Origin of the sequence: Microbacterium aquilitoris (genome assembly GCF_031932285.1) — a bacterium.
Taxonomy (GTDB): Bacteria; Actinomycetota; Actinomycetes; order Actinomycetales; family Microbacteriaceae; genus Microbacterium; species Microbacterium aquilitoris.
Genome location: NZ_JAUZVT010000002.1, coordinates 617,682 through 640,593, shown reverse-complemented (window position 1 = coordinate 640,593; position 22,912 = coordinate 617,682). Strand labels below are relative to the sequence as shown.

Sequence of the window (22,912 nt, the reverse complement as noted above, 5' to 3'; positions counted from 1 at the left end):
GGGCGTCAATCCCAGCCGAGGTAGTCCTCGATCTGGAACGCCGTCTCACCGGGATGCGTCATCGGGAACAGGTGTCCCGCATCCGGCAGACGGACGACGCTCGTCCGGTCTGCTGCGGTCGCCTGGAGGTCATCGCCGTTCGCGGGCGGCGTGATCGGGTCCACGGCGCCCTGGATGATGAGGATCGGCAACGACGACGCGAGGCTCGCCCATTCGGCGACCGGCGTCGAGGCGAGCGCGGCGCTCTGGAGTTCCTCGACGTCGAGGTCGCGCGACCGCGCGAAGACATCCCAGGCCACCGGGATGGAGATCCCGGGCCCGACCAGGGCGCGGACGGCGTCGGTGTCCGGCGCGTCCACGGGGGCGGAGAAGGCGCTGTGCAGGGCACGGGCCGCGTCGTCATCGAGGGCGCGGGCCGCTTCGACGCCGAGCAGGAGCACGCCGCTGGCGCGACCGGGGTGATCGAGCGCCACGGTGCGCGCGACGGCGCCGCCGAAGGCGTGACCGCCGATCCACGCGGAGCCGACCCCGAGGTGGTCGAGGACGTCGACGACATCCTGCGCGAGATCGTGCATGGACGCCGCGGCGCCGCCGGGACGGCGGGAGCCGATGCGGACGATCCGGAACCCCTCCTCCTCGAGGATGCTCGCGAGGCCGCCGAGGTAGGCGACGTCGAGACCCTGCGCGGGGATGAGGACGAGAGCGGGACCCTCTCCCTCGTCGATGAACGGGATGGCACGAGCCTCGGCGTCGAACACCTGGCGCTGAATCTGTGTCATGGGAGGATCCTCAGTTGTTGAAACGGAACTCGACGACGTCGCCGTCCTGCATGACGTAGTCCTTGCCCTCGAGGCGCGCCTTGCCCTTGGCGCGGGCCTCCTGGACCGAGCCGGTCGCGACGAGGTCCTCGAACGAGATGACCTCGGCCTTGATGAAGCCCTTCTCGAAATCGGTGTGGATGACGCCCGCAGCCTGCGGCGCCTTCCAGCCCTTTCCGATGGTCCAGGCACGGGCCTCTTTGGGGCCGGCCGTCAGATACGTCTGCAGGCCCAAGGTGTCGAACCCGACGCGGGCGAGCTGGTCGAGGCCGGATTCCTCCTGACCGGTCGACGCGAGCATCTCCGCGGCGTCCTCCGGGTCGAGCTCGGCGAGCTCCGACTCGATCTTCGCGTCGAGGAAGACGGCCTGAGCGGGCGCGACGAGGGCGGCGAGTTCCGCCTTGCGGGCAGCATCCATCAGGACGGCCTCGTCCACGTTGAAGACGAAGATGAACGGCTTGGCGCTGAGCAGGCCGAGCTCGCGAATGGGGGCGAGGTCGATGCCGGATGCGGCGAGGAGCTCACCGCGCTGGAGGGCGTCCTGCGCGGCCTTCGCGGTCTCGAGCACCGAGGGGTCGAGCTTCTTGCCGCGGACCTCCTTCTCGTACCGCGTGATCGCCTTCTCCAGCGTCTCGAGGTCGGCGAGCTGGAGCTCCGCGTTGATCGTCTCCATGTCGTTCTTCGGGTTCACGGCCCCGTCGACGTGGACGACGTCGTCGTCGGCGAAGCCGCGGACCACCTGCGCGATGGCGTCGGCCTCGCGGATGTTGGCGAGGAACTTGTTGCCGAGGCCCTCACCCTCGCTCGCACCGCGGACGATACCGGCGATGTCGACGAACGAGACCGTCGCGGGGAGGATGCGCTCCGAGGAGAAGATCCCGGCGAGCACGTCCAGACGCGGGTCCGGCAGGTTCACCACGCCGACGTTCGGCTCGATCGTCGCGAACGGGTAGTTCGCCGCGAGCACGTCGTTCTTGGTGAGGGCGTTGAAGAGGGTGGACTTGCCGACGTTGGGCAGTCCGACGATTCCGATGGTGAGAGCCACGGGCATCCACTCTACGCGGCGGGCGGGCCGCCGCCGTGCGGTCCGCCGGTCCGGACCGGCGGCGGCGCGCCTCCGCATCCCCGTCGGGATCGGCGGTGAAGGTGGATCACATGGGCCTGGACTTCACCGCGATCGACTTCGAGACGGCGAACTCCTCGAACGCCTCGGCCTGCGCGGTGGGGCTCGCCCGGGTCCGCGACGGCCGCGTCGTCGCCTCCGAGGGCTGGCTCATCCGCCCTCCCGCGGGTCACGACCGGTTCTTCGAGATCAACGTCGGCATCCACGGCATCCGAGAGAGCGACGTCGCATCAGCCGCGACGTGGGTCGAGCAGTTGCCGCGCCTCCTCGACTTCGTCGGCGACGACATCCTCGTCGCCCACAACGCGGGGTTCGACATGCGGGTGCTGCGCAGCGCCTGCGAGGTGACGGGACACGTCGCCCCGCCCGCGCGCTACCTGTGCAGCCTGCACGTCGCACGGAAGACCTACGACCTGCCGTCCTATCGCCTGCCGTTCGTCGCGGCGGCCGCCGGTCACCTCGACTTCGCCCACCACGACGCGACCGCCGATGCCCTGGCGTGCGCACAGATCGTCATCGATGCGGGCGCGCGAGCCGGTGCCGGCGACCTCGTCGAGCTCGCGATGCTGCTCGGCGTCCGCATCCCGCAGATCCCGCAGCCGGTACCCGCCTCCGCGTCCTGAGGCCCTGCCGCCGCGCGGCGACGGGGCGATGTCCGACCCCTCGGGCACGATGAACGTCATGGATGCCGCTTTCGCCACCGTGCTCGCCGTGATCTGCCTGATCGCCGGCGCCCTGGCCGCCGGTGCGTTCGTCGCCGCTCGTGAAGCGAACCGCCGCACGGACCTGCAGGCGCGCGCCTCGGCCGCCGAGGCGGCACGGGACGCGCTGCAGACCCAACTTGACCAGCAGCGGGCTCTTCACCGAGAGGTCACGAGCCGGGTGCACGCCGAGCAGGCGGCTCGGGACGAGCGGGAGCGTCGCGAGCAGACGGTGCTCCGCGCCCTCGCCCCCGTGCAGGAGACCCTGACGGCGATGCAGCAGAAGGTGGATCACCTCGAACGCGACCGGCAGGAGCAGTTCGGCTCGCTCGCCGAGCAGCTGCGACGGTCGCAGGAGTCGGACGAGGCGCTGCGAGCCACGACGGAGTCGCTGGCGGGCGCCCTCCGCTCCAATGGGACGCGCGGTGTCTGGGGCGAGACGCAGCTGCGCCGCATCGTCGAGTCCGCCGGCCTCACCCGCTACGTCGATTTCGACACGCAGGCCTCGATCTCCTCCGACGCCGGCAGCGGTCGCCCCGACCTCATCGTGCGCCTCCCCGGCGAGAAGGCCCTGGCCGTCGATGCGAAGGCGCCGTTCGACGCCTATCTCGAAGCCAGCGCGATCCCCGTCACGGCGGTGGGCGAAGAGGGTGCACGGCGCAGCCGCCTGCTCGCGAAGCACGTCGCCGCGGTCCGCGCCCACATCGACGCTCTCGCGAAGAAGCGCTACTGGGCGGGGATGCCGTCGAGCCCCGAGTTCGTCGTCTGCTTCATCCCGAGCGAGTCCCTCCTCGCGGCGGCCCTCGAAGAGGATCCCGCCCTGCTGGAGTACGCGTTCGGACGGAGGGTCGCGCTCGCGTCCCCCGTGAACCTCTGGGCGGTCCTCAAGACGGTGGCCTACACGTGGACGCAGCAGGACGTGTCGACCGAAGCGCGCCGGCTGTTCGATCTGGGCAACGAGCTGTACCACCGGCTCGGGTCGCTCGCCGGCCACGCCGACGATCTCCGCCGCGCCATCGAACGGACAATCGACAGCTACAACCGCTTCGCGGGCTCCCTCGAGACGCGGGTGCTCGTCAGCGCACGGCGGTTCCCCGGCATCGACGACACCCAACTCGACACGCTGTCGACACCGCGTCCCATCGAATCCACGACGAGACGGCTGACCGCTCCCGAACTCCTCGACGGAGTCGAGCGCGGTGACGGTTCCGCGCACACGTCGGCCGACCTCGGAGCTCTCCGCGACCGGTTGACCGACGAGGGTGAGCTCAGGAGGGGAAGAACGTCATGAGGCCGACGACGCCCAGTGACACCGCCACGAACGCGCCGATCATCCACCATGCGCTGATCTCGTGCCCGGGAGGCATCCGTCGACGCAACAGCACGTCCGGACGACGTGCGGGGTCGTCGATCACCGGGATCTGAGCCGTCACCGGACGCGGCCCCGCTGTCGTCTGCCCCACGACCGGGATCTGTCCCGTCGGCGTGACGGGCAGGTGACCGGTGAGCGAGAGCTGACCCGTGCGCGGATCGCTGGATGCGGTGGACATGTGGACTCCTGAGGGGCGGTGGCGAGTGCCGGGGATCTCTGACACCACGGCCCATTGTGCCAGAGGCCTCGTCCGCGATCCTGGGTTGACGCCCGGCGCGTGTCCGCTACGCGGTCGTCCGGCGAGCGACTCGACTCAGAGCCACTTCGAGGTGAGGTGCTCCGACGAGATGCGGCGAAGCGTCCCGGATGCCCCGCGGAGCACGACGCTCTCGGTGTAGACGAAGTCACCCGCGCGACGCACCCCCGCCACGAGTTCGCCGTTGGTGACGCCCGTCGCGACGAAGAGCGTGTTGTTGCCGCGGACGAGGTCATCCGCTTCGTAGACGTGGTCGTCGAGCTTCAGGCCCGCGTCGATCCCGCGCTGCTTCTCGTCGTCGTCGCGCGCCCACAGACGACCTTGGATGTGGCCGCCGAGCGCCTTGATGGCGCAGGCGGTGACGATGCCCTCGGGGCTGCCGCCGACACCCACGCACATGTCGGTGCGCGCGTTGTGACGCGCGGCGTTGATGCCGCCGGCGACGTCGCCGTCGCTCATGAGGCGCGTGCCGGCACCGGCATCCCGGATCTCCTCGATAAGCCGCGCGTGCCGGGGGCGGTTCAGCACCGAGACGACGAGCTCGTCGACGGGCTTGTCGAGCGCCTTCGCCAGGCGGCGGATGTTCTCCGCGATCGGCAGGCGGATGTCGACCACTCCGACGCCCTCGGGACCCGTCACGATCTTGTCCATGTAGAAGACGGTCGAGGCGTCGAGCATCGCGCCGCGGTCGGCCACGGCGATCACCGAGAGGGCGTTGTTGCGTCCTTCCGCGGTGAGCGTCGTGCCGTCGATCGGATCGACCGCGATGTCGCACTGCGGCCCCCGCCCCGTGCCGACACGCTCGCCGTTGAAGAGCATCGGGGCGTTGTCCTTCTCCCCTTCGCCGATCACGATGACACCGTCGAAGTTCACCGTGGTGAGGAACGCCCGCATGGCGTCGACGGCGGCGCCGTCGGCGAGCTCCTTCTTCCCTCGCCCGATGAACGGAACGGATCGGATCGCGGCTGCCTCGGTCGCGCGAACGAGCTCCAGCGCGAGGTTGCGGTCGGGATGCAGCGGACTCATGTCGGCAGTCAGGCTCACCATGGGCTCAGCCTAGGACCGTTGCCGCCGCCGACCACGTGTTTCCCGGCCTCGCCTGACGAAGGAATGCGGAATCTTTCCCATCCGGAAGGGAGGCTGTCTTCTTGGCGAGCGTGCCGGCTCGGGAGGGAGCGGCATCCCTTCGATAGAGTTGCGGTGAATCACTGACTTTCCCGAGGAGCTGACATGCCCGTCGCCACACCCGACCAGTACGCCGACATGCTGGAGCGCGCGAAGGCAGGCGGCTTCGCCTACCCCGCGATCAACGTCTCGAGCTCGCAGACCATCAACGCCGTCCTCCAGGGCCTGACCGAGGCCGGCTCCGACGGCATCCTCCAGGTCACCACCGGCGGCGCGGACTACTTCGCCGGCCACACGGTGAAGGGTCGTGCGACCGGCGCCCTGGCGTTCGCCAAGTACGTCACCGAGGTCGCAAAGAATTACCCGATCACGGTCGCCCTCCACACCGACCACTGCCCGAAGGACGCCCTCCCCGGCTTCGTGCTGCCGCTCATCGAGGCCTCCGAGGCCGAGGTCAAGGCGGGCCGCAACCCGATCTTCCAGTCGCACATGTGGGACGGCTCGGCGGTTCCCCTCGACGAGAACATCGAGATCGCACGGGACCTGCTCCCCCGGATGAAGAACATCAACGCGATCCTCGAGATCGAGGTCGGCGTCGTCGGCGGCGAAGAGGACGGCGTCCAGCACGAGGGCTCGAACGACGCGCTCTACACGACCGTCGCCGACGTGACCAAGGCCGTCGAGGCCCTCGGTCTCGGCGAGAACGGCCGTTACATCTCGGCCCTCACCTTCGGCAACGTGCACGGTGTCTACAAGCCGGGCGGCGTGAAGCTCCGCCCCGAGCTCCTCGGTGAGATCCAGGAGGGCATCGCCGCGCACTTCGGTACCGGCCCGAAGCCCCTCGACCTCGTCTTCCACGGCGGCAGCGGCTCGTCGGACGATGAGATCGCCACCGCGGTCGCCAACGGCGTCGTGAAGATGAACATCGACACCGACACGCAGTACGCCTTCACCCGCTCCGTCGCCGGCTTCATGCTCGCCAACTACGAGGGCGTCCTGAAGCTCGACGGCGAGGTCGGCAACAAGAAGCAGTACGACCCGCGCGCGTGGGGCAAGGTCGCCGAGTCGGCGATGGCGCAGCGCGTCGTCGCCGCCACGCAGCAGCTCGGCTCGGCGGGCAAGTCGCTCGGCGTCTGACCTCCCTCGTACGACGAAGCCCCGGTTCTCTGCGGACCGGGGCTTCGTCGTGCGGAGCGTCAGTAGGAGGCGGTGCCCAGGACGTCGCGCGGGTAGAGCTCGTAGCGCACCCCGTCCACGGCGAACGCCGTGTGGAGGTGCGGCCCGGTGGAGCAGCCCGTCGAGCCGACCGAACCGATCCGCTGCCCGGCCGCCACGGACTGGCCGGTCTTCACCGAGAACGCGCTGAGGTGGGCGTACACCTGCTCGAAGCGGTGGCCGTCGACGGTCGAGGTGACGACGACCTCCTTCTGCTTCGTCTTGTTCGGAGCCCACGAGGGGCATCCGCTCGTGATCCACACCTCGCGCACCGAGACCGTGCCGCCGCGCATCGCGTAGATCGGCGTCCCCGTGGGAGCGGCGATGTCGTCGCCGCTGTGGCCGGCGTAGGTGGTGAACTTCCCGTTCGGGCGCAGCGGGTACGCCCAGCCGTAGCGCCCCGGGACGGATGCCGCGGCTCCCGTCGCGTCCGGCAGCGCCGCCATCTTCTCGCTCGTCCACACATCGTCTCCGTTGCCGTCGACCAGGCGCAGGACACCGTCGTTGCCGAGCACGGCGCCCGTGGCTCCGAGGCCGGCCGTCCGCGAGCTCCAGAGCACGACGTCGTACTGGTTCAGCAGGAGGAGTTCGCCGTCCTTGGTGAACGAGAGCCGGCCGTCGAAGGCGAACGTGGTCCTCGCGGTCCTCGTCAGTGCGTATCCGCGGGTGAGGCCGACGTTGCCGTCGCCGAGGATGCCGAAAGCGGAGCGACCGTCGGGAGAGGTCAGCTTCACTCCGGGCCGGAGCATCGTCCCCGGGGTCATGGATGTCCCGAGCGACCACGACACGGACCGCGCTGCGGACGTCTTCGTGACCGGCCGATGGTTCGCGCGGTACGCCGTGACCGAGACGGACACCGACCGCCCGGCGACCCCGGTCGGCACTTCCCAGCTCGTGCCCGTCGCACCGTCGACGGGGTTGCCGTCGACGCGCCACTGGACGCCGAACTGCGTCGGCGCAGGCTGCCAGGTGCCGGTGTTCACCCGGAGCACACCGCCCGCGGTCGCGGAACCGGAGATCGTCGGCGTCGGCGTCGTCGTGAAGGAGGCGAGGACAGCGACCCCGCCTGACGTCCGGGACGCGGTCGTGTACCCGGACTTCACGCCCGTCACGCGGACGGACACGGTCGTGCCCGCATCGGCGGCAACCATCCGGTAGGTGCGAGCCGTCGCTCCCGGGATCACCCCGCCGTTGCGCAACCACTGATACCCGACGGTCACGCCCGCGGGCGTCCACGTCCCCGGGTTCGCCGTGAAGGTTCCCCCGACCGTTCCCGCCCCCGAGATGGTGACGCCCGACGGCGCGCCGAGGACGCGCTCGACCGTGACGCCGCTGCTCGAGCGGACGAGCGACGTGTATCCCGCCTTCGACACGGTCACGCGGACCGAGACCGTGGCCCCGGCATCCGCGGAGACGAGTGCGTAGGTCGACGCCGTGGCTCCCGGGATGGCCGCCGTGCCGCGCAACCACTGATAGGTCAGGACGACCGGGGCGGGCCCGAAACCGGCGACCGCGGCGGTCAGCGTGCGGCCGACGGCGGGAGCACCCGTCACGGCCACGGTGCCGGGCGTCAGCGCGGCGGCTGTCGCTGCGGGGGTGGCGATCGGGGCCGGCGTCGCCGCCGTCGCCGCCGCCGACGGCGAGGCGAGCAGCAGCCCGACGGTGCAGGCCACGGCGATGGCGGTGGAGGCGAACCTCCGGTGTGTGCCGGTCACAGTTCCCCTCCCGAGATGAGCGCGCGAGGGAGAACCCGCAGCAGCCGTAAAAGTATCAGGCAGGGAAGGCGTTCTCCAACCGTCCGGAGCGGCGGTCGGGGCCGCCGGCCTCAGGAGGTGAGCGCCAGTCCGCGGACGAGCCCCGGGTCGCCGAACAGCGGCACGACGAGGCAGATGCTGACGATGACGAACGTCACGATCGCTCCCACGAGCGGGATCCACCAGCTCACTCGCCCGCGTGCGAGCGACCACCACGACAGAACGGCGGTGAGCACCCACCCGACGGCGAACACCGTCGCGCCGACGCCGCCCCACAGCGCGCCCTGCGCCGTATTGGTGAACTCGCCCTCGACGCCCGCGACCTCCATCCACGTCTTCGCGAACGCGGTGAAGTCGACGAGTTGCGGGATCGCGCTCACGACGGTGACGAGCCCGTACACCAGGAGCGCGACGGTGATGATGCGGTCCGCCGTCCGGGTCGGGCGCGCCGCGACAGTGGTGGCGGGAGCCGTCGGCGGATGCGGGGCGTCGACGGGTGCCGGCGCTGCCGGCTCGGGCTGACGGATCGCCGCCCGCTGCTGCTCGGGCGTCGCGTACTCCCCGTACTGCGGTCGCGGTCGGGGTTCCTCGCTCACGAGCGGTTCCGTCCCCCGAGAGCGCGCTCGTCACGGCGACCTTCGAGGTCCTGACGCAGTTCCTTCGGGAGCGAGAACATGAGGTCCTCCTCTGCGGTCTTCACCTCGGCGACGTCGCGATAGCCCGCTCCGGCGAGATCCTCGAGAACCTCGGTCACGAGGACCTCGGGAACGGATGCGCCGGACGTGACGCCGACTGTCTCGACACCGTCGAGCCACTCCTGCTTGATCTCGTGCGAATAGTCGACGCGGTAGGCCGCCTTCGCGCCGTACTCGAGGGCGACCTCGACGAGACGGACGCTGTTCGAGGAGTTCGCCGAGCCGACGACGATCACCAGGTCGGCATCCTGCGCGACCTTCTTGATCGCGACCTGGCGGTTCTGCGTCGCGTAGCAGATGTCGTCCGACGGGGGGTCCTGCAGGTTCGGGAACCGTTCTCGCAACCGGCGGACGGTGTCCATCGTCTCGTCGACCGACAGCGTCGTCTGCGAGAGCCAGACGACCTTGTCGGGGTCCTTCACGACGACGCGGTCCGCCTCGTCGGGCGAGTTCACGACGGTGACGTGATCCGGTGCCTCCCCGGCGGTCCCCTCTACCTCTTCGTGGCCGTCGTGCCCGATGAGGAGGATCTCGAAGTCGTCGCGGGCGAAGCGGACGGCTTCACGGTGGACCTTCGTCACGAGAGGGCAGGTGGCGTCGATCGCCTGCAGTCCGCGGTCCGCGGCGGCGTTGACGACGGCGGGCGACACCCCGTGCGCGCTGAAGACGACGTGCGCACCCTCGGGGACTTCGTCGACCTCGTCGACGAAGACCGCGCCCATCGACTCGAGCTCGGTCACGACGTGGATGTTGTGGACGATCTGCTTGCGGACGTAGACGGGGGCGCCGTACCGCTCCAGCGCCTTCTCGACGGCGATGACGGCACGGTCGACACCCGCGCAGTACCCGCGGGGTGCGGCGAGGAGGACGCGCTTGGCGCCCTGGACGGGAAGATCGACGAGCCGCCCGCGGGCTCCCGGGATCCGGGGCATCGGCAGCGAAACGGCAGGTGAGGTCACCCCTTGATTGTACGAACCCCGGGCTGGGTGGGGGACGTGTGCGCCAAGATGGGTCACCGTGACGACTTTCCAGACCGAGGCGGGTGCCGTCCCGCCGCCGGATGCGGTGCACCCGCGGGACTCCTCCCCCGACACCCCGACTTCGGTCTCCCGTCTGAACGAGACCATCCGCGACTTCGTGCAGAAGTGGGGCGCGGTCTGGGTCGAGGGCGAGATCACCGCGTGGAACCTCCGCGGTGGTCACGTCTTCGGACGATTGAAGGATGCCTCGGGCGACGGCATGCTCTCGTTCCGCATGTGGTCCTCCACGCTGCAGCGCACCCCCGGCGACCTGAAGATCGGCGACCGTGTGGTCGCGTGCGTCAAGGCCGACTACTTCGTGAAGACGGGCGACTTCAGCTTCACCGTCTCCGCCATGCGTCACACCGGTCTCGGGGATCAGCTCGAGCGGCTCGAGCGACTGCGCGCGACGCTCCGCGCAGAGGGTCTCTTCGACCCGGCACGCAAGCAGCCGCTTCCCTTCCTGCCCCACGTCATCGGGTTGATCACGGGTGAGCGCAGCGACGCGGAGAAGGACGTCCACCGCAACGCGGAGCTGCGCTGGCCGCACGTCCGGTTCCGGACGATCCATGCGGCCGTACAGGGCGACCGCTGCGTCCCCGAGACGCTGGCCGCTCTCCGCGAGCTGGACGCCGATCCCGAGGTCGACGTCATCATCATCGCCCGCGGCGGCGGCGATCCGCAGACCCTGCTCGGCTTCAGCGACGAGAGGCTCGTCCGCGCGGTGGCCGCGGCATCCACCCCCGTCGTCTCCGCCATCGGACACGAGAACGACCACCCGCTCCTCGACGAGGTCGCCGATCTCCGGGCCTCCACGCCGACGGACGCCGCCAAGCGGGTCGTGCCGGACGTGTCCGAGCAGCGGGCGCTCGTGCAGCAGTTGCGGAGCCGCGCTCGCACCCGGCTGACCCAGCGTGTCGGCCACGACATCGCCGCGCTCGCCCAGCTGCGCTCGCGCCCGGTCCTGCGGGATCCGGAGTCCCTGCTGACCGGCCGCGCGCAGGAGATCGTCGCGCTGGCGTCCCGCGGTCGCGACGTGATGACCCGCAGATGGGATGCCGCGGCCCGCTCGACCGCTGAGCTCCGGGCATCCCTCCGCGCCCTCTCCCCCGGCGCCACCCTCGACCGCGGCTACGCGATCGCGCACCTCCCCGGCGGCGGCATCGTCCGCGACGCGGAGCAGGCGCCCGCGGGGACCGACGTCGTCGTGACGGTGGGGCGCGGCTCGTTCGCGGCGCGCTCGGCGGGCGAGATCGCCGAGACGGGGGCGGATGCCGCTCCCTCCGCGATCTAGGATGGGAGCCATGACGAGCGACGCGGGTGATGTCTCGAGCCTCACTTTCGAGCAGGCCCGCGACGAGCTCGTCCAGGTCGTCGCGAAACTCGAGCAGGGGTCGCCCACGCTCGAGGAGTCGCTCAGCCTGTGGACGCGCGGCGAGGCCCTCGCGGCGCGCTGCGAGGAATGGCTGCTGGGCGCCAAGCGGCGGCTCGACGAGGCGCGTCCCGACGGCGGGACCGCGTCCTGATGGCCAAACCCCGCGTCGTCGCCGAGCTCGGCCGACCCGAGACACCGGACGAGACCGCAGCCCGCAAGGCCGCGTCGTCGCAGCGCTACCGCTCCAGCAAGACCTTCCGCAACCTGATCGCCGCGCTCATCGTCTGCCTCGGCATCATGGCCGTCGTCTACCTCGGCGTGCCACGGGGCACCCCCGCCGACACTCCCGAGGCGGATGTCCCCGCCGCGGCAGCGGCGGCCGAGAAGACCGTCGGACGCGGTGTGATCGTCCCCGAGGTGCCCGGATCGTGGCGCGCCAACTCCGCGCTCGTCGACGGCGGTGAGTGGCGCATCGTCTACGCCCCGTCGAGCGGCTACGTCGAGGTCACCCAGGCGTTCGACCCGCCCGCGCAGTGGGTGTCGCGAGAGCTGGGCGGCTACGCACCGACCGGCACGTCGACCATCGACGGCATCGAGTGGGACGTCTACGACCTGCCGTCGTCGGTGGAGAAGATCACCTACGCACTGTCCACGACCATCGGCTCCGACACGGTCGTCATCGGCCTGGCCGAGTCCACCGACCAAGGCGCCGCCACGACGGTCGCCGAGAGCCTCGGCGATCAGATCCGCACCCTGCGAGAGGAAGCGCGATGAGCGAGAACCCCCGCCCGTCCGACGTCTGGTCCGCCATGCTCGCCGGCAACCGCCGATTCGTCGCCGGAGAGCCCCAGCACCCCCGACAGGATGCGGAGCGTCGCCATGAACTGGCGCACGTGCAGCGTCCCACCGCAGCCCTGTTCGGCTGCTCCGACTCCCGCCTCGCGGCGGAGATCATCTTCGACGAGGGACTCGGCGACCTGTTCGTCATCCGCAACGCCGGGCAGGTGATCTCCGACTCCGTGGTCGGCAGTCTCGAGTACGCCGTCGCCGTGCTGGGTGTGCCGCTGATCGTGGTCCTCGGGCACGACGAGTGCGGCGCCGTCCGCGCCGCCATCGAATCGACGGCTCCCGACGCGCCCGCCCTCCCGGCCGGCATCTGGCGCCAGGTCGCACCGATCGTCCCCGCCGTCCGCCGCGTCCTGCAGGCCACCCCCGGCTCGAGTGCAGCGTCGGTGGATGCCGAGGAGGTCGGCCGCGAGCACCTGCGCGACACCGTCGCCGGCATCCTGCACTCCTCCGAGCTGATCAGCGACGCCGTGGCCGAGGGACGCGTGGCGGTGGTCGGGGCGAACTATCGCCTGGCCGACGGCACCGCGATCCCCGACGTCGTGGTCGGCGAAGCCGGCTGACGCCCCCATCCCCCTTCCGCAGACACGTGAAACGAGGACGTGAACGACATGACTGACGAGACCGACTACCGCATCGAGCACGACACGATGGGTGAGGTGCGCGTGCCGAAGGACGCGCTCTACGCCGCGCAGACCCAGCGCGCCGTCGAGAACTTCCCCATCTCGGGCTCGGGACTCGAGTCGACGCAGATCGCGGCCCTGGCGCGCATCAAGAAGGCCGCCGCGCTGGCCAACAAGGACCTCGGCACCCTCGACGGTTCGATCGCCGACGCGATCGCCTGGGCCGCGGACGAGGTCGTCACCGGCGCCTACGACGCGCAGTTCCCGGTCGACACGTACCAGACCGGTTCGGGCACCTCGTCGAACATGAACATGAACGAGGTCCTCGCGACCCTCGCGACCCGCAAGCTCGGTTCGAGCGTTCACCCGAACGACCACGTCAACGCGTCGCAGTCGTCCAACGACGTGTTCCCCACGTCGGTGCACATCGCCGTCACCCAGGCCCTCATCGACGACCTGATCCCCGCCCTGGACCACCTCGCCGTGGCCTTCGAGGAGAAGGCGCAGGCGTGGAAGAGCGTCGTCAAGAGCGGCCGTACGCACCTCATGGACGCGACACCGGTCACCCTCGGTCAGGAGTTCGGCGGCTACGCGCGTCAGATGCGTCTCGGTATCGAGCGCGTCCAGGCCGTCCTCCCGCGCGTCGGCGAGGTCCCCCTCGGCGGCACCGCCGTCGGCACGGGCATCAACACCCCCCTGGGCTTCCCGCAGAAGGTCATCGAGCTCCTGGCCGCCGAGACCGAGCTGCCGATCACCGAGGCCAAGGACCACTTCGAGGCGCAGGCCAACCGCGACGGTCTCGTGGAGGCATCCGGGGCACTCCGCACCATCGCCGTCTCGCTCACGAAGATCAACAACGACATCCGCTGGATGGGGTCGGGACCGAACACCGGCCTTGGAGAGCTGCACATCCCCGACTTGCAGCCGGGGTCGTCGATCATGCCCGGCAAGGTCAACCCCGTCGTCCCCGAGGCGACCCTGATGGTCGCCGCCCGCGTCATCGGCAACGACGCCACGGTCGCCTGGGCCGGGGCATCCGGCTCGTTCGAGCTCAACGTCGCGATCCCCGTGATGGGTACGGCGCTGCTCGAGTCGATCCGGCTGCTCTCCAACGCCATGCGGGTCCTCGCCGACAAGACGGTGAGCGGGCTCGAGGCGAACGTCGAACGCGCCGCCGCGTACGCGGGGATGTCGCCCTCGATCGTGACCCCGCTCAACAAGCTCATCGGGTACGAGGCCGCCGCGAAGATCGCCAAGCACTCCGTCGCGAAGGGCATCACCGTCCGCGACGCCGTCATCGACCTCGGCTACGTCGAGCGGGGCGAGCTGACCGAGCAGCAGCTCGATGAGAAGCTCGACCTCCTCTCGATGACCCACCCGGGTTGATAATCGGAGCGTGAACAGCGCCGCCGCACCACCGCGACGGGGCACGCCGGGACTCGGGATCCTTCTCGCGGTCGCCGCAGCGGGCCTCGTCGGCGTGGGCGCGGCGGCGTTCGTCGTCGTGCTGCTGGTCGCCCCGGCCGCCGCCGGGTGGACCGCGCTGATCTGGGCGATCGCCACGGTCCCCGCCCTGGCGGGCGTGGGTGTCGTGGGCTGGGCGGTCCTCGAGCGCCGAGGGCTGGCCGCACTGGCCGCCGGCGACACGGTGGAAGGCGCGTTCGAGGCCCAGCAGCGGTTGCTCGACGATGTGCGTCACGAACTGAAGACGCCCATCACGATCGTCCGCGGCCACCTCGAGATGATGGATGCCGCGGACCCGGACGACGTCGAGGCGATCCGCGCGCTCGGCATCGCCGAGCTCGACCGTATGACCCGCCTCATCGGCGACATCGACGTGCTGGCGGCCGTCGAGGGCGGACAGCTCTCCACGGGCGAGGTGGACCTCGCCGCGCTCACCCAGCGGGTCTTCGAGATGGTCGGGGTGATCGGCGACCACGACTGGCGCGTCGAGCAGGGAGCGGATGCGGTGATCCGCGCCGACGGCGATCGTCTGCTGCAGGCGTGGGTGCAGCTCGCCGACAACGCCGCCAAGTACTCCCCCACCGGCACGGTGATCGAGATCGGGAGCGCCGTCCACGCCGCCGGAGCGCAGCTCTGGGTGCGCGACCACGGCCCCGGCATCCCGCCCGCCGTCCGCCACCGGATCTTCCGCCGCTTCGACCGCGGAACGGGCAAACGACATGTCGGCGGCTCGGGTCTGGGCCTGGCGATCGTCGACGCGATCGCGAAGGCCCACGGCGGGTACTGCGCCGTCGCCGACACCCCCGGTGGCGGTGCTACGTTCACCCTGGAGATACCCATCGGCACCCGGGGGGCGCTGCCGTCACCCATCCGCGCCGGCGATGTTCTGCTGCAGCGAGAGGCCACTGAATGACCCGCATCCTGATCGTCGACGACGAACCGCACATCGTGTCGCTCGTCTCGCGCGCCGTGCACGCGGAGGGATTCGAGGCGGTCGGCGCCGAGGACGGACCCGACGCCCTCGAGATCGCGCTCTCGGGCGACGTCGACCTCATCGTGCTCGACGTCGGACTGCCCACCATGGACGGGTTCGACGTCCTCCGCGAGCTCCGCGGCGCGGGCCACACGACGCCGGTGATCATGCTCACCGCGCGGAGCGGGACGAACGACACGATCGAAGGATTGGATGCCGGGGCCAGCGACTACGTCCCGAAGCCCTTCGCGGTGGCCGAGCTCATGGCACGCGTGCGGTCCCGGCTGCGCGACAGTGCCGCGAGCGCTCCCACCACGCTCACGCGCGGAGACGTCACGCTCGACATCCTGTCGCGCCGAGCCACCGTGGCCGGCCGTGAGGTGGAGCTGTCGTCGCGCGAGTTCGCCCTCGCCGAGCAGTTCGTCCGGAACGCGGGCGAGGTCCTCACGCGGGAGGTCCTGCTGAGCCGGGTGTGGGGCTTGGACTTCGACCCGGGATCGAACGTCGTCGACGTCTACGTGCGGTATCTGCGCGCCAAGCTCGGCGCCGACCACATCATGACGGTGCGCGGCGAGGGCTACCGCTGGGAGTGACCTGTCCGACACACGACGCCCCCGGTCCGTCGGCCGGGGGCGTCGTGGCGTGCAGGATGCGGCTCAGCTGAGTTCGCCGGCTTCCAGCAGGTCCGTCACGAGTGCGGCGATCGCCGAACGCTCCGACCGCACGAGCGTGACGTGGCCGAACAGGTCGTGGCCCTTGAGGGTCTCGATGACCGACGCGATGCCGTCGTGGCGTCCCACCCGCAGGTTGTCGCGCTGTCCCACGTCGTGGGTGAGCACGACGCGGGAGTTCTGCCCGATGCGGCTGAGGACGGTCAGCAGGACGTTCCGCTCGAGCGACTGCGCCTCATCCACGATGACGAAGGCGTCGTGGAGGGAGCGGCCGCGGATGTGCGTGAGCGGCATGACCTCGAGCATCCCCCGCGCGACGACCTCCTCGAGGACGTTGCCGGTGACGACGGACCCGAGGGTGTCGAACACCGCCTGGCCCCAGGGGTTCATCTTCTCCTGCTGGTCGCCGGGCAGGTAACCGAGCTCCTGTCCGCCGACCGCGTAGAGCGGGCGGAAGACGATGATCTTCTTCTGCTGCTGCTGCTCGAGGACCGACTGGAGACCTGCGCAGAGGGCGAGCGCGGACTTGCCGGTGCCGGCGCGTCCGCCGAGCGAGACGATGCCCACCTCGGGGTCGAGGAGCAGGTCGATCGCGATCCGCTGCTCGGCCGAGCGGCCGTGCAGACCGAACACGTCGCGATCACCGCGGACGAGCTTGTACGAGCCGTCGCCGGTGACCCGGCCGAGCGCGGATCCGCGCTCGGAGTGGATCACGAGGCCCGTGTTCACGGGGAGCCCGCGCACGTCCTCGCTGACGCCGATCTCGCTGTCGTAGAGGTCGCTGACCTCGTCGCCCGACAGGTCGATCGACGCGATCCCCGTCCACCCGGAATCGACCGCCTGCTCGGCGAGGTACTCCTCGGCGTGGAGGCCGAGGGAGGCCGCCTTGACGCGCATCGGCAGGTCCTTCGAGACGACCGTGACGGACTGCCCCTCCTGGCTCAGGTGCATGGCGACCGAAAGGATGCGGGTGTCGTTGTCGCCCAGCCGCATCCCCGCGGGGAGGACGGTCGGGTCGGTGTTGGTCAGCTCGACCCGGAGTGTGCCCTCGTCGCCGACGGGGACGGGGAAATCGAGCCGACCGTGCTCGACGCGCAGCTCGTCCAGGTGACGCAGCGCCTGGCGGGCGAAGTACCCGATCTCGGGATCGTGGCGCTTGCGCTCCAGCTCGGTGATCACGACGACCGGCAGCACGACGGAGTGCTCGGCGAACCGGAACAGTGCCCGCGGATCGCTCAGGAGGACGGAGGTGTCCAGCACATAGGTGCGGAGGTCCTGATCCTCGGCCCCCTCCATGGACTCGTCCTGGTAACGCTGCTTCTCAGGTGCTCGTGTGGCCACAACCCACTCCCGCCCCGGGTGGGAACCCACCCGGCAGTCACGAGTCGACCAGGGGTCACGAGTCGTGAGAGGCCGACCCGAACGGACGCTCTGCCCGTTGGGATGAACGTAGGCTCCCCCGGCGACACTCCGGGGCCACGACACGCCGCCTGATGTGTCCGACGTGTGAACTCTCCGTGTCGAGTGCACCGGCGGCATCCGCCCGTGTCGAGCTCAGCTGCCGAAGCGCCGATCCCGGTCGCCGAAGTCGCGGATCGCGCGGAGGAAATCGACCTCGCGCAGGTCCGGCCCGAGCGCCTCGACGAAGTAGAACTCGCTGTGCGCGGACTGCCACAGCAGGAAGTCGCTCAGGCGCTGCTCCCCCGAGGTCCGGATCACGAGGTCGGGATCCGGCTGACCACCGGTGTACAGGTGCTCGCCGATCTGCTCGGGGGTGAGGCTCTCGGCGAGCTCCTCCAGGGAGCCGCCCTTCTCGTTGTGCTTCGCGATGATGCTGCGGACGGCGTCGACGATCTCACCGCGGCCGCCGTAGGCGACCGCGAGGTTCACGTGGAGTCCGGTGTTCTCCCGGGTGCGCGCCTCCGCCGTCCGGAGGCCGTCGGCGAGGTCGGACGGGAGCACCTCGGCGCGACCGACGTGCTTCACGCGCCATCCCGGCTCGTGCGAGAGGGTCTCGGCGAGGTCGGCGATGATCTCGATGAGGTCCGTGAGCTCCTGCGAGTCGCGCTTGACGAGGTTGTCCGTCGAGAGCAGGTAGAGCGAGACGACCTGGATGCCGAGCTCGTCGCACCAGCGCAGGAACTCGTGCATCTTCGCGGCACCGGCGCGGTGGCCGTGCGACACGGTCGTGTACCCGAGCTGGCGAGCCCATCGGCGGTTGCCGTCGATCATCATCGCGACGTGGTGCGGAACCGTGCCCGCCTCGATCTCGCGCCGCAGCCTCGAGCTGTAGAGGCGGTACAGCAGTCCGCGTCCTTGGGTCGAAGGGGCGCGGGTCACAGGGCTACGCTACTCCGGCCGGGCGATCGGAGTGGGAGGGGCGCGTATTCAGCCGCCGGTATGACGGCGCGCGTAGGCTCGGGAACGTGACCCGAAACCTTCCCGACGACGGAGCCGAGATGCCTCAGCTGCCCCTCCTCGAAGCGGCGGCGGTCGACGAGCAGGTCGAGATCAGACCCACTTGGCGCGGGTGGATCCACGCGGGCACATTCCCCGTCGCGATCGTCGCGGGAGTCGTCCTGATCGCGCTCGCGCAGGGAGCCCCGGCGAAGTGGGCGGCCGCCGTGTTCATGGTGACCTCGCTGCTGCTCTTCGGCAACTCCGCGCTCTACCACCGTTTCGACTGGGGCCCGCGGACCAAGATCGTGCTCAAGCGCATCGATCATGCGAACATCCTCTTGCTCATCGCGGGGACGTACACTCCGATCGCGACCCTCGCCCTCGCCCCCGGTCAGGGGACGCTGCTGCTCGTCCTGGTGTGGTCGGGCGCCCTGCTCGGCATCCTGTTCCGGGTGTTCTGGATCAACGCGCCGCGCTGGCTCTACGTCGCGCTGTACCTGCTGCTCGGCTGGGCCGCCGTCATGTACCTGGGCGACCTGCTGCGCGCGAGCGTCGCGATGATGTTCCTCGTGATCGTGGGCGGACTGCTCTACACCGGCGGTGCGATCGTCTACGCCCTGAAGCGCCCCAACCCGTGGCCGGGGCACTTCGGGTTCCACGAGATCTTCCACGTCTGCACGGTGCTGGCGTTCCTCTGCCACTGGACCGCGTGTCTGTTGATCTCGCTGTCGCCGCTCAGCCCCTCGCTGGGCCTCCCGGCGTGAGGTCCCCGGGTCCGTCCTCGTCGCGGGGCGCGTCCTCTCGAGCGGCTGCCTCTTCGGCATCCAGCATCTCGTTGACGTCCGACCGGTACTGAGCACGGCGGATGCGGCGCAGCATGTCGATCGCCAGGAGGACGATCACGATCGCCACCACCGCGATGGCGACGAATCCCGCGATACCCGGCGTCACCAGCTCGGCGGGCGGTCCGGTCGGGGTGGGAGACGGGGTGGCTGCGAGCCCTCGCAGATCCGGCATGTGACCTCATTCCTCAGCCAGAGCGAATAGCCTGGGATCCCAGCCTAGAACGGATGCCGCATGACCCTGACCGACGTCGACCGCAAGCTCGCCGAGCGGTACGGGCGCACCCGGTCGGCGGCATCCCGCCGCATGACCTGGGTTCTCGTCGGTGTCGTCGCCGTCGCCGCGACAGGTCTTCTCGGCTGGTCGACCGTGTCGGATGCGATCAACTCGGTGGACGCCGACTCGACCGGATTCGCCGTCGTCGACGAGCACACCGTCGAGGTCCGATTCCAGGTGTCGATCCGACCCGACACGAAGGTCGCGTGTGCGCTCGAGGCGCAGGATCCGGATCACGGCATCGTCGGGTTCAGAGTCGTCGAACTGGAGTCCTCGAACGACCACACCCGCGCCCTGACCGAACGCATCCGCACCACGGCCGAAGCCACGACAGGTTTTGTCCGCTCCTGCTGGATCCTCTAAGCTGGGATTTCTCGCGCCCCGGTGACTTGCCGGGGCGTTTGGCTTACCCATCGACCGCACCGGGAGATCACGTGTCCGAGACGTTCCTGACCCAGGAGGCCTACGACCGCCTCGCCGCCGAGCTCGAAGAGCTCTCGACGACGGGCCGCGAAGAGATCGCCAAGCGCATCGAGGCCGCCCGCGAAGAAGGCGACCTCAAGGAGAACGGCGGCTACCACGCGGCGAAGGACGAGCAGGGCAAGCAGGAGGCGCGCATCCGCACGCTCCAGCAGCTGCTGAAGGACGCGAAGGTGGGCGTCGCGCCCGAATCCGACGGCACGGTCCTGTCGGGAACCGTCGTCACTGCGATCGTCGCTGGCGGCGAAGAGGTGTTCCTCCTCGGCAACCGCGAGATCGGCGCGAACAGCGAGCTCGACGTCTACAGCGAGGCATCCCCCCTCGGCGAAGCCATCATGGGCCTGCGCGAGGGCGAGAAGACGAGCTACACCGCCCCGAACGGCAAGGAGATCTCCGTCGAGATCGTGAAGGTCGAGACCTACACCGGTCAGTGACCGGGCCCGGTCAGTTCGGGACGACTGTCGGCGCGTAACCGGCGTCCTGCAGGATCGCGAGAACCTGAGCGCGGTGCTCCTCGCCGCGCGTCTCGACGCTCAGCTGCAGGATGACCTCGCTGATCTGCAGGCCCTGTCCGTGGCGGGTGTGCAGCACCTCGATCACGTTCGCTCCCACGACCGACAGCAGCTCGGACACCCGTGCGAGCTGACCGGGACGGTCGGGCAACGGGATCTGCAGGGTCATGTACCGACCGGAGGCCGCCAGGCCGTGCGCGACGACGCGCTGCAGCAGCAGCGGGTCGATGTTCCCTCCCGAGAGGATCGCCGCGGTCGGACCCGACGCGACGACCTTGCCGGTGAGGATCGCGGCCACTCCCACCGCGCCGGCGGGCTCGACGACCTGTTTCGCGCGCTCGATCAGTACCAGGATCGCGCGGGCGATGTCGTCGTCGCTCACCGTGACGACCTCGTCCACGAGGTCCCGGATGATGTCAAACGGGATCGTGCCCGGACGCTTCACGGCGATCCCGTCCGCGATCGTGGGCGACGTGTGCTCCGCGTCCAGCGGACGGCCGGCGAGGAGCGAGCCCGGGTATCCCGCGGAGTTCTCCGCCTGCACGCCGATGACCCGGATTCTGCGACCTTCGGCGGCGGCGCGCGCCTTCACGGCCGCGGCCACGCCGGCGGCGAGCCCTCCCCCGCCGATGCCGACGACGACGGTCTCGAGCCCGGGGATCTCATCCATGAGCTCGAGGCCCAGGGTCCCCTGGCCGAGGATAATGTCGTGATTGTCGTAGGGAGGGATGAACACGGCGCCGGTGCGCTCGGCGAACTCCTGCGCGAGGCGGAGCGGCGTCTCGACCGTCGCCCCCTCGAGGATCACGTCCGCGCCGTATCCGCGCGTCGCGAGGAGCTTGGGTACCGGCACGCCCAGGGGCATGAAGATGGTGGCACGGATGCCGAGGGTCTGCGCCCCGAGGGCGACCCCCTGCGCGTGGTTGCCGGCGGACGCGGCGACGACGCCACGAGCCCGTTCCTCCTCGGTGAGGCGGGACAGCCGGTAGGTCGCACCGCGGATCTTGAACGAGCCGGTGCGCTGAAGGTTCTCGAGCTTCAGGTGCACGGGGGCGCCGAGGACTCCCGACAGGAAGTCGGAGCCCTCCACGGGGGTGCGCGAGACGACACCGGCGAGCTCGGTCGCGGCGGCCTCGAACTCCGCCAGGGTGGGGGCGGCGATCTTCGCCTGTTCGCTCACGCGGTCATCCTCCTGCTTCGCGGCACGGTGCTCCAGATGAGGTCGTCAGGACCGGCATCCACGGGCTTCTCCCACCCTCGCCGCGAGAGGTAGAGCCAGACCACGTTGACGAACGCCGCCAGCGGGACGGCGAACACCGCACCCGCGATCCCGGCGATCATCGCTCCCCCTGCCACGGCCAGCACGACGGCCAGCGGGTGGACCTTGACGGCTGCCCCCATCAGGAGCGGTTGCAGGATGTGGCCCTCTATCTGCTGGACGCCGAGGACGATGACGAGCATCCAGAGGGCGATCCACGGCCCGTTGTAGACGAGGGCGAGGAACACGGCGAGAGCGCCCGTCAGCACCGCTCCGACGAAGGGGACGAACGCGCCGAGGAAGACCAGCACGCCGATCGGGGCCGCGAGCGGCACCCCGAGGAGGGCCGCGCCGACGCCGATGCCGATCGCGTCGATCGTGGCGACGAGCAGCTGGGTGCGGGCATAAGTGATCACCGTGCGCCATCCGGCCCGGCCGGCGCCGTCGACGGCGTCACGGGCGCGCTGGGGGAACAGCCGCACGACCCAGCGCCAGATGCCGCCGCCGTCGGCGAGGATGCAGATGAGGATGAACAGCGTCAGCAGGATGCCGGTGGCCACATGCCCGATCGTCGACCCGATCGCCAGCGCACCCGACCACAGCAGCTGCGCTTGCTCCTGGAGCATCCCGAAGCCCTGCCTGACGGCGTCGTCGATCTCGCGCCCGGTGAGGTGGAGCGGACCGTCGATGAGGTAGTCCCGGAACTGCCCGATCCCCGCGATCGTGCGGTTGCGAACGGATGCCGCATCCTGCGTGATCTGCCAGATCGCCACCCAGAGGAGTCCGCCGATGATGGCGACCGTGACGAGCAGGGTGATGACGAGCGCGAGCCAGCGCGGTAGACGCCGCAGCAGGAGGGTGAACATCGGCCACACGAGAGCGGTGATGAGGATCGCGGCCAGGAGCGGGATGATCAGCAGCCGCAGCTGGATGACGATCCAGACCATGACGGCGATCGCCGCCGCCAGGACGAGGAAGCGCCACGCGTAGGCGGTCGCGATCTTCAGGCCGCGCGGGACAGTCCCCGACACGTCGGTGGACACCGTGCGTGCACGGAGGGAGTCGAAGAAGCCGTTGCGGGGCTTGTCGTCGGTGCCGCTCACTGGCTCATCC

The 22,912-nt window shown here is 70.1% G+C and carries 25 protein-coding genes; 13 read left to right on the top strand and 12 right to left on the bottom strand.

Annotation, left to right across the window (positions count from 1 at the left end; translation table 11 throughout):
* Nucleotides 1-5: 5 nt before the first annotated feature.
* Both Q9S78_RS09860 and ychF read right to left on the bottom strand, forming a co-directional pair.
* On the bottom strand, nucleotides 6-779 hold the full coding sequence (locus Q9S78_RS09860; protein WP_018188313.1) for an alpha/beta fold hydrolase: 774 nt from the start codon (nucleotides 777-779) through the stop codon (nucleotides 6-8).
* A 10-nt stretch (nucleotides 780-789) separates the two neighbouring features.
* The gene (gene ychF / locus Q9S78_RS09855) at nucleotides 790-1,863 is read right to left on the bottom strand and encodes a redox-regulated ATPase YchF (protein WP_018188314.1); all 1,074 of its coding nucleotides are present in this window, start codon (nucleotides 1,861-1,863) and stop codon (nucleotides 790-792) included.
* A gap of 110 nt (nucleotides 1,864-1,973) precedes the next feature.
* On the opposite strand from ychF, the gene Q9S78_RS09850 reads away from it, so the two are divergent.
* Together Q9S78_RS09850 and Q9S78_RS09845 are read left to right on the top strand one after the other, a co-directional pair.
* Complete coding sequence (locus tag Q9S78_RS09850) at nucleotides 1,974-2,564, top strand: 3'-5' exonuclease (protein WP_020097073.1); 591 nt, start codon at nucleotides 1,974-1,976, stop codon at nucleotides 2,562-2,564.
* A gap of 28 nt (nucleotides 2,565-2,592) precedes the next feature.
* Complete coding sequence (locus Q9S78_RS09845; RefSeq protein ID WP_311870117.1) at nucleotides 2,593-3,933, top strand: DNA recombination protein RmuC; 1,341 nt, start codon at nucleotides 2,593-2,595, stop codon at nucleotides 3,931-3,933.
* On the opposite strand, the gene Q9S78_RS09840 is transcribed toward Q9S78_RS09845, so the two are convergent.
* Together Q9S78_RS09840 and glpX are read right to left on the bottom strand one after the other, a co-directional pair.
* On the bottom strand, nucleotides 3,911-4,192 hold the full coding sequence (locus tag Q9S78_RS09840; protein WP_018188317.1) for a hypothetical protein: 282 nt from the start codon (nucleotides 4,190-4,192) through the stop codon (nucleotides 3,911-3,913). The genes Q9S78_RS09845 and Q9S78_RS09840 overlap by 23 nt on opposite strands.
* A gap of 135 nt (nucleotides 4,193-4,327) precedes the next feature.
* Nucleotides 4,328-5,317 carry a class II fructose-bisphosphatase gene (gene glpX, locus Q9S78_RS09835; protein WP_020097071.1) on the bottom strand — a complete coding sequence of 330 codons (990 nt, stop codon included), beginning with the start codon at nucleotides 5,315-5,317 and terminating at the stop codon, nucleotides 4,328-4,330.
* Between the two features lie 183 nt (nucleotides 5,318-5,500).
* Between glpX and fbaA the strand changes: the two genes are divergently transcribed.
* A complete protein-coding gene (gene fbaA, locus Q9S78_RS09830; RefSeq protein WP_311870116.1) occupies nucleotides 5,501-6,532 on the top strand; it encodes a class II fructose-bisphosphate aldolase in 1,032 nt (343 codons plus the stop codon).
* Nucleotides 6,533-6,591: 59 nt separating this feature from the next.
* Here fbaA and Q9S78_RS09825 read toward each other — a convergent pair whose 3' ends face one another.
* The 3 genes from Q9S78_RS09825 to Q9S78_RS09815 all read right to left on the bottom strand — a co-directional run bounded on the left by Q9S78_RS09825 (nucleotide 6,592) and on the right by Q9S78_RS09815 (nucleotide 9,991).
* Nucleotides 6,592-8,325 carry a peptidoglycan DD-metalloendopeptidase family protein gene (locus Q9S78_RS09825; protein WP_311870115.1) on the bottom strand — a complete coding sequence of 578 codons (1,734 nt, stop codon included), beginning with the start codon at nucleotides 8,323-8,325 and terminating at the stop codon, nucleotides 6,592-6,594.
* 110 nt (nucleotides 8,326-8,435) lie between these two features.
* On the bottom strand, nucleotides 8,436-8,960 hold the full coding sequence (locus Q9S78_RS09820; protein ID WP_311870114.1) for a DUF6264 family protein: 525 nt from the start codon (nucleotides 8,958-8,960) through the stop codon (nucleotides 8,436-8,438).
* On the bottom strand, nucleotides 8,957-9,991 hold the full coding sequence (locus Q9S78_RS09815; RefSeq protein WP_018188322.1) for a 4-hydroxy-3-methylbut-2-enyl diphosphate reductase: 1,035 nt from the start codon (nucleotides 9,989-9,991) through the stop codon (nucleotides 8,957-8,959). The genes Q9S78_RS09820 and Q9S78_RS09815 overlap by 4 nt, the downstream gene beginning before the upstream one ends.
* 85 nt (nucleotides 9,992-10,076) lie before the next feature.
* On the opposite strand from Q9S78_RS09815, the gene xseA reads away from it, so the two are divergent.
* From xseA to Q9S78_RS09780, 7 genes are read left to right on the top strand one after another with little or no spacing between them, the layout of a single operon-like run.
* The gene (gene xseA / locus Q9S78_RS09810; RefSeq protein WP_018188323.1) at nucleotides 10,077-11,372 is read left to right on the top strand and encodes an exodeoxyribonuclease VII large subunit; all 1,296 of its coding nucleotides are present in this window, start codon (nucleotides 10,077-10,079) and stop codon (nucleotides 11,370-11,372) included.
* A gap of 10 nt (nucleotides 11,373-11,382) precedes the next feature.
* Nucleotides 11,383-11,604 carry an exodeoxyribonuclease VII small subunit gene (locus Q9S78_RS09805; RefSeq protein ID WP_018188324.1) on the top strand — a complete coding sequence of 74 codons (222 nt, stop codon included), beginning with the start codon at nucleotides 11,383-11,385 and terminating at the stop codon, nucleotides 11,602-11,604.
* Nucleotides 11,604-12,227, top strand: coding sequence for a DUF4245 family protein (locus tag Q9S78_RS09800; RefSeq protein WP_020097068.1), 624 nt, complete (start codon nucleotides 11,604-11,606; stop codon nucleotides 12,225-12,227). Before Q9S78_RS09805 ends, Q9S78_RS09800 begins: the two co-directional genes overlap by 1 nt.
* Nucleotides 12,224-12,862 (top strand): carbonic anhydrase, encoded by a 639-nt coding sequence (locus Q9S78_RS09795; RefSeq protein ID WP_018188326.1) that lies wholly within the window; start codon nucleotides 12,224-12,226, stop codon nucleotides 12,860-12,862. The genes Q9S78_RS09800 and Q9S78_RS09795 overlap by 4 nt, the downstream gene beginning before the upstream one ends.
* Nucleotides 12,863-12,910: 48 nt before the next feature.
* Nucleotides 12,911-14,308 (top strand): class II fumarate hydratase, encoded by a 1,398-nt coding sequence (locus tag Q9S78_RS09790; RefSeq protein WP_026302988.1) that lies wholly within the window; start codon nucleotides 12,911-12,913, stop codon nucleotides 14,306-14,308.
* 10 nt (nucleotides 14,309-14,318) lie between these two features.
* Nucleotides 14,319-15,299, top strand: coding sequence for a sensor histidine kinase (locus tag Q9S78_RS09785; RefSeq protein WP_018188328.1), 981 nt, complete (start codon nucleotides 14,319-14,321; stop codon nucleotides 15,297-15,299).
* Nucleotides 15,296-15,952 carry a response regulator transcription factor gene (locus tag Q9S78_RS09780; RefSeq protein WP_311870113.1) on the top strand — a complete coding sequence of 219 codons (657 nt, stop codon included), beginning with the start codon at nucleotides 15,296-15,298 and terminating at the stop codon, nucleotides 15,950-15,952. The genes Q9S78_RS09785 and Q9S78_RS09780 overlap by 4 nt, the downstream gene beginning before the upstream one ends.
* A 63-nt stretch (nucleotides 15,953-16,015) precedes the next feature.
* Here the strand turns inward: Q9S78_RS09780 and phoH2 are convergent, their stop codons facing one another.
* Together phoH2 and Q9S78_RS09770 are read right to left on the bottom strand one after the other, a co-directional pair.
* Entirely contained in the window at nucleotides 16,016-17,326 is a 1,311-nt protein-coding gene (gene phoH2 / locus Q9S78_RS09775) for an RNA 5'-3' helicase PhoH2 (RefSeq protein WP_018188330.1), read from the bottom strand.
* Between the two features lie 258 nt (nucleotides 17,327-17,584).
* Entirely contained in the window at nucleotides 17,585-18,370 is a 786-nt protein-coding gene (locus Q9S78_RS09770) for an isoprenyl transferase (protein WP_018188331.1), read from the bottom strand.
* Nucleotides 18,371-18,489: 119 nt separating this feature from the next.
* Here Q9S78_RS09770 and trhA point away from each other — a divergent pair, with 119 nt between their 5' ends.
* Nucleotides 18,490-19,194: a PAQR family membrane homeostasis protein TrhA gene (gene trhA / locus Q9S78_RS09765; RefSeq protein WP_311870702.1), complete on the top strand. Its 705-nt coding sequence runs from the start codon at nucleotides 18,490-18,492 to the stop codon at nucleotides 19,192-19,194.
* On the opposite strand, the gene Q9S78_RS09760 is transcribed toward trhA, so the two are convergent.
* Nucleotides 19,166-19,447, bottom strand: a complete 282-nt coding sequence (locus tag Q9S78_RS09760; RefSeq protein ID WP_311870112.1) for a hypothetical protein — start codon at nucleotides 19,445-19,447, stop codon at nucleotides 19,166-19,168. The two genes, trhA and Q9S78_RS09760, sit on opposite strands and share 29 nt — an antisense overlap.
* 60 nt (nucleotides 19,448-19,507) lie before the next feature.
* Between Q9S78_RS09760 and Q9S78_RS09755 the strand changes: the two genes are divergently transcribed.
* Nucleotides 19,508-19,912, top strand: a complete 405-nt coding sequence (locus Q9S78_RS09755) for a DUF4307 domain-containing protein (protein WP_311870111.1) — start codon at nucleotides 19,508-19,510, stop codon at nucleotides 19,910-19,912.
* A gap of 71 nt (nucleotides 19,913-19,983) precedes the next feature.
* On the top strand, nucleotides 19,984-20,463 hold the full coding sequence (greA, locus tag Q9S78_RS09750; RefSeq protein ID WP_018188335.1) for a transcription elongation factor GreA: 480 nt from the start codon (nucleotides 19,984-19,986) through the stop codon (nucleotides 20,461-20,463).
* A gap of 10 nt (nucleotides 20,464-20,473) precedes the next feature.
* On the opposite strand, the gene ilvA is transcribed toward greA, so the two are convergent.
* Nucleotides 20,474-21,721: a threonine ammonia-lyase gene (gene ilvA, locus Q9S78_RS09745; RefSeq protein ID WP_311870110.1), complete on the bottom strand. Its 1,248-nt coding sequence runs from the start codon at nucleotides 21,719-21,721 to the stop codon at nucleotides 20,474-20,476.
* Nucleotides 21,718-22,902 carry an AI-2E family transporter gene (locus tag Q9S78_RS09740; RefSeq protein WP_311870109.1) on the bottom strand — a complete coding sequence of 395 codons (1,185 nt, stop codon included), beginning with the start codon at nucleotides 22,900-22,902 and terminating at the stop codon, nucleotides 21,718-21,720. Before Q9S78_RS09740 ends, ilvA begins: the two co-directional genes overlap by 4 nt.
* Nucleotides 22,903-22,912 lie beyond the last annotated feature (10 nt).

Coding starts and splice junctions, on each gene's coding strand:
- Q9S78_RS09860 (WP_018188313.1), bottom strand. CDS start 779: ATGACACAGATTCAGCGCCAGGTGTTCGACGCCGAGGCTCGTGCCATC.
- Q9S78_RS09850 (WP_020097073.1), top strand. CDS start 1,974: ATGGGCCTGGACTTCACCGCGATCGACTTCGAGACGGCGAACTCCTCG.
- Q9S78_RS09845 (WP_311870117.1), top strand. CDS start 2,593: ATGTCCGACCCCTCGGGCACGATGAACGTCATGGATGCCGCTTTCGCC.
- Q9S78_RS09840 (WP_018188317.1), bottom strand. CDS start 4,192: ATGTCCACCGCATCCAGCGATCCGCGCACGGGTCAGCTCTCGCTCACC.
- glpX (WP_020097071.1), bottom strand. CDS start 5,317: ATGGTGAGCCTGACTGCCGACATGAGTCCGCTGCATCCCGACCGCAAC.
- fbaA (WP_311870116.1), top strand. CDS start 5,501: ATGCCCGTCGCCACACCCGACCAGTACGCCGACATGCTGGAGCGCGCG.
- Q9S78_RS09815 (WP_018188322.1), bottom strand. CDS start 9,991: ATGCCCCGGATCCCGGGAGCCCGCGGGCGGCTCGTCGATCTTCCCGTC.
- Q9S78_RS09805 (WP_018188324.1), top strand. CDS start 11,383: ATGACGAGCGACGCGGGTGATGTCTCGAGCCTCACTTTCGAGCAGGCC.
- Q9S78_RS09800 (WP_020097068.1), top strand. CDS start 11,604: ATGGCCAAACCCCGCGTCGTCGCCGAGCTCGGCCGACCCGAGACACCG.
- Q9S78_RS09795 (WP_018188326.1), top strand. CDS start 12,224: ATGAGCGAGAACCCCCGCCCGTCCGACGTCTGGTCCGCCATGCTCGCC.
- Q9S78_RS09790 (WP_026302988.1), top strand. CDS start 12,911: ATGACTGACGAGACCGACTACCGCATCGAGCACGACACGATGGGTGAG.
- Q9S78_RS09780 (WP_311870113.1), top strand. CDS start 15,296: ATGACCCGCATCCTGATCGTCGACGACGAACCGCACATCGTGTCGCTC.
- phoH2 (WP_018188330.1), bottom strand. CDS start 17,326: ATGGAGGGGGCCGAGGATCAGGACCTCCGCACCTATGTGCTGGACACC.
- trhA (WP_311870702.1), top strand. CDS start 18,490: ATGCCTCAGCTGCCCCTCCTCGAAGCGGCGGCGGTCGACGAGCAGGTC.
- Q9S78_RS09760 (WP_311870112.1), bottom strand. CDS start 19,447: ATGCCGGATCTGCGAGGGCTCGCAGCCACCCCGTCTCCCACCCCGACC.
- Q9S78_RS09755 (WP_311870111.1), top strand. CDS start 19,508: ATGACCCTGACCGACGTCGACCGCAAGCTCGCCGAGCGGTACGGGCGC.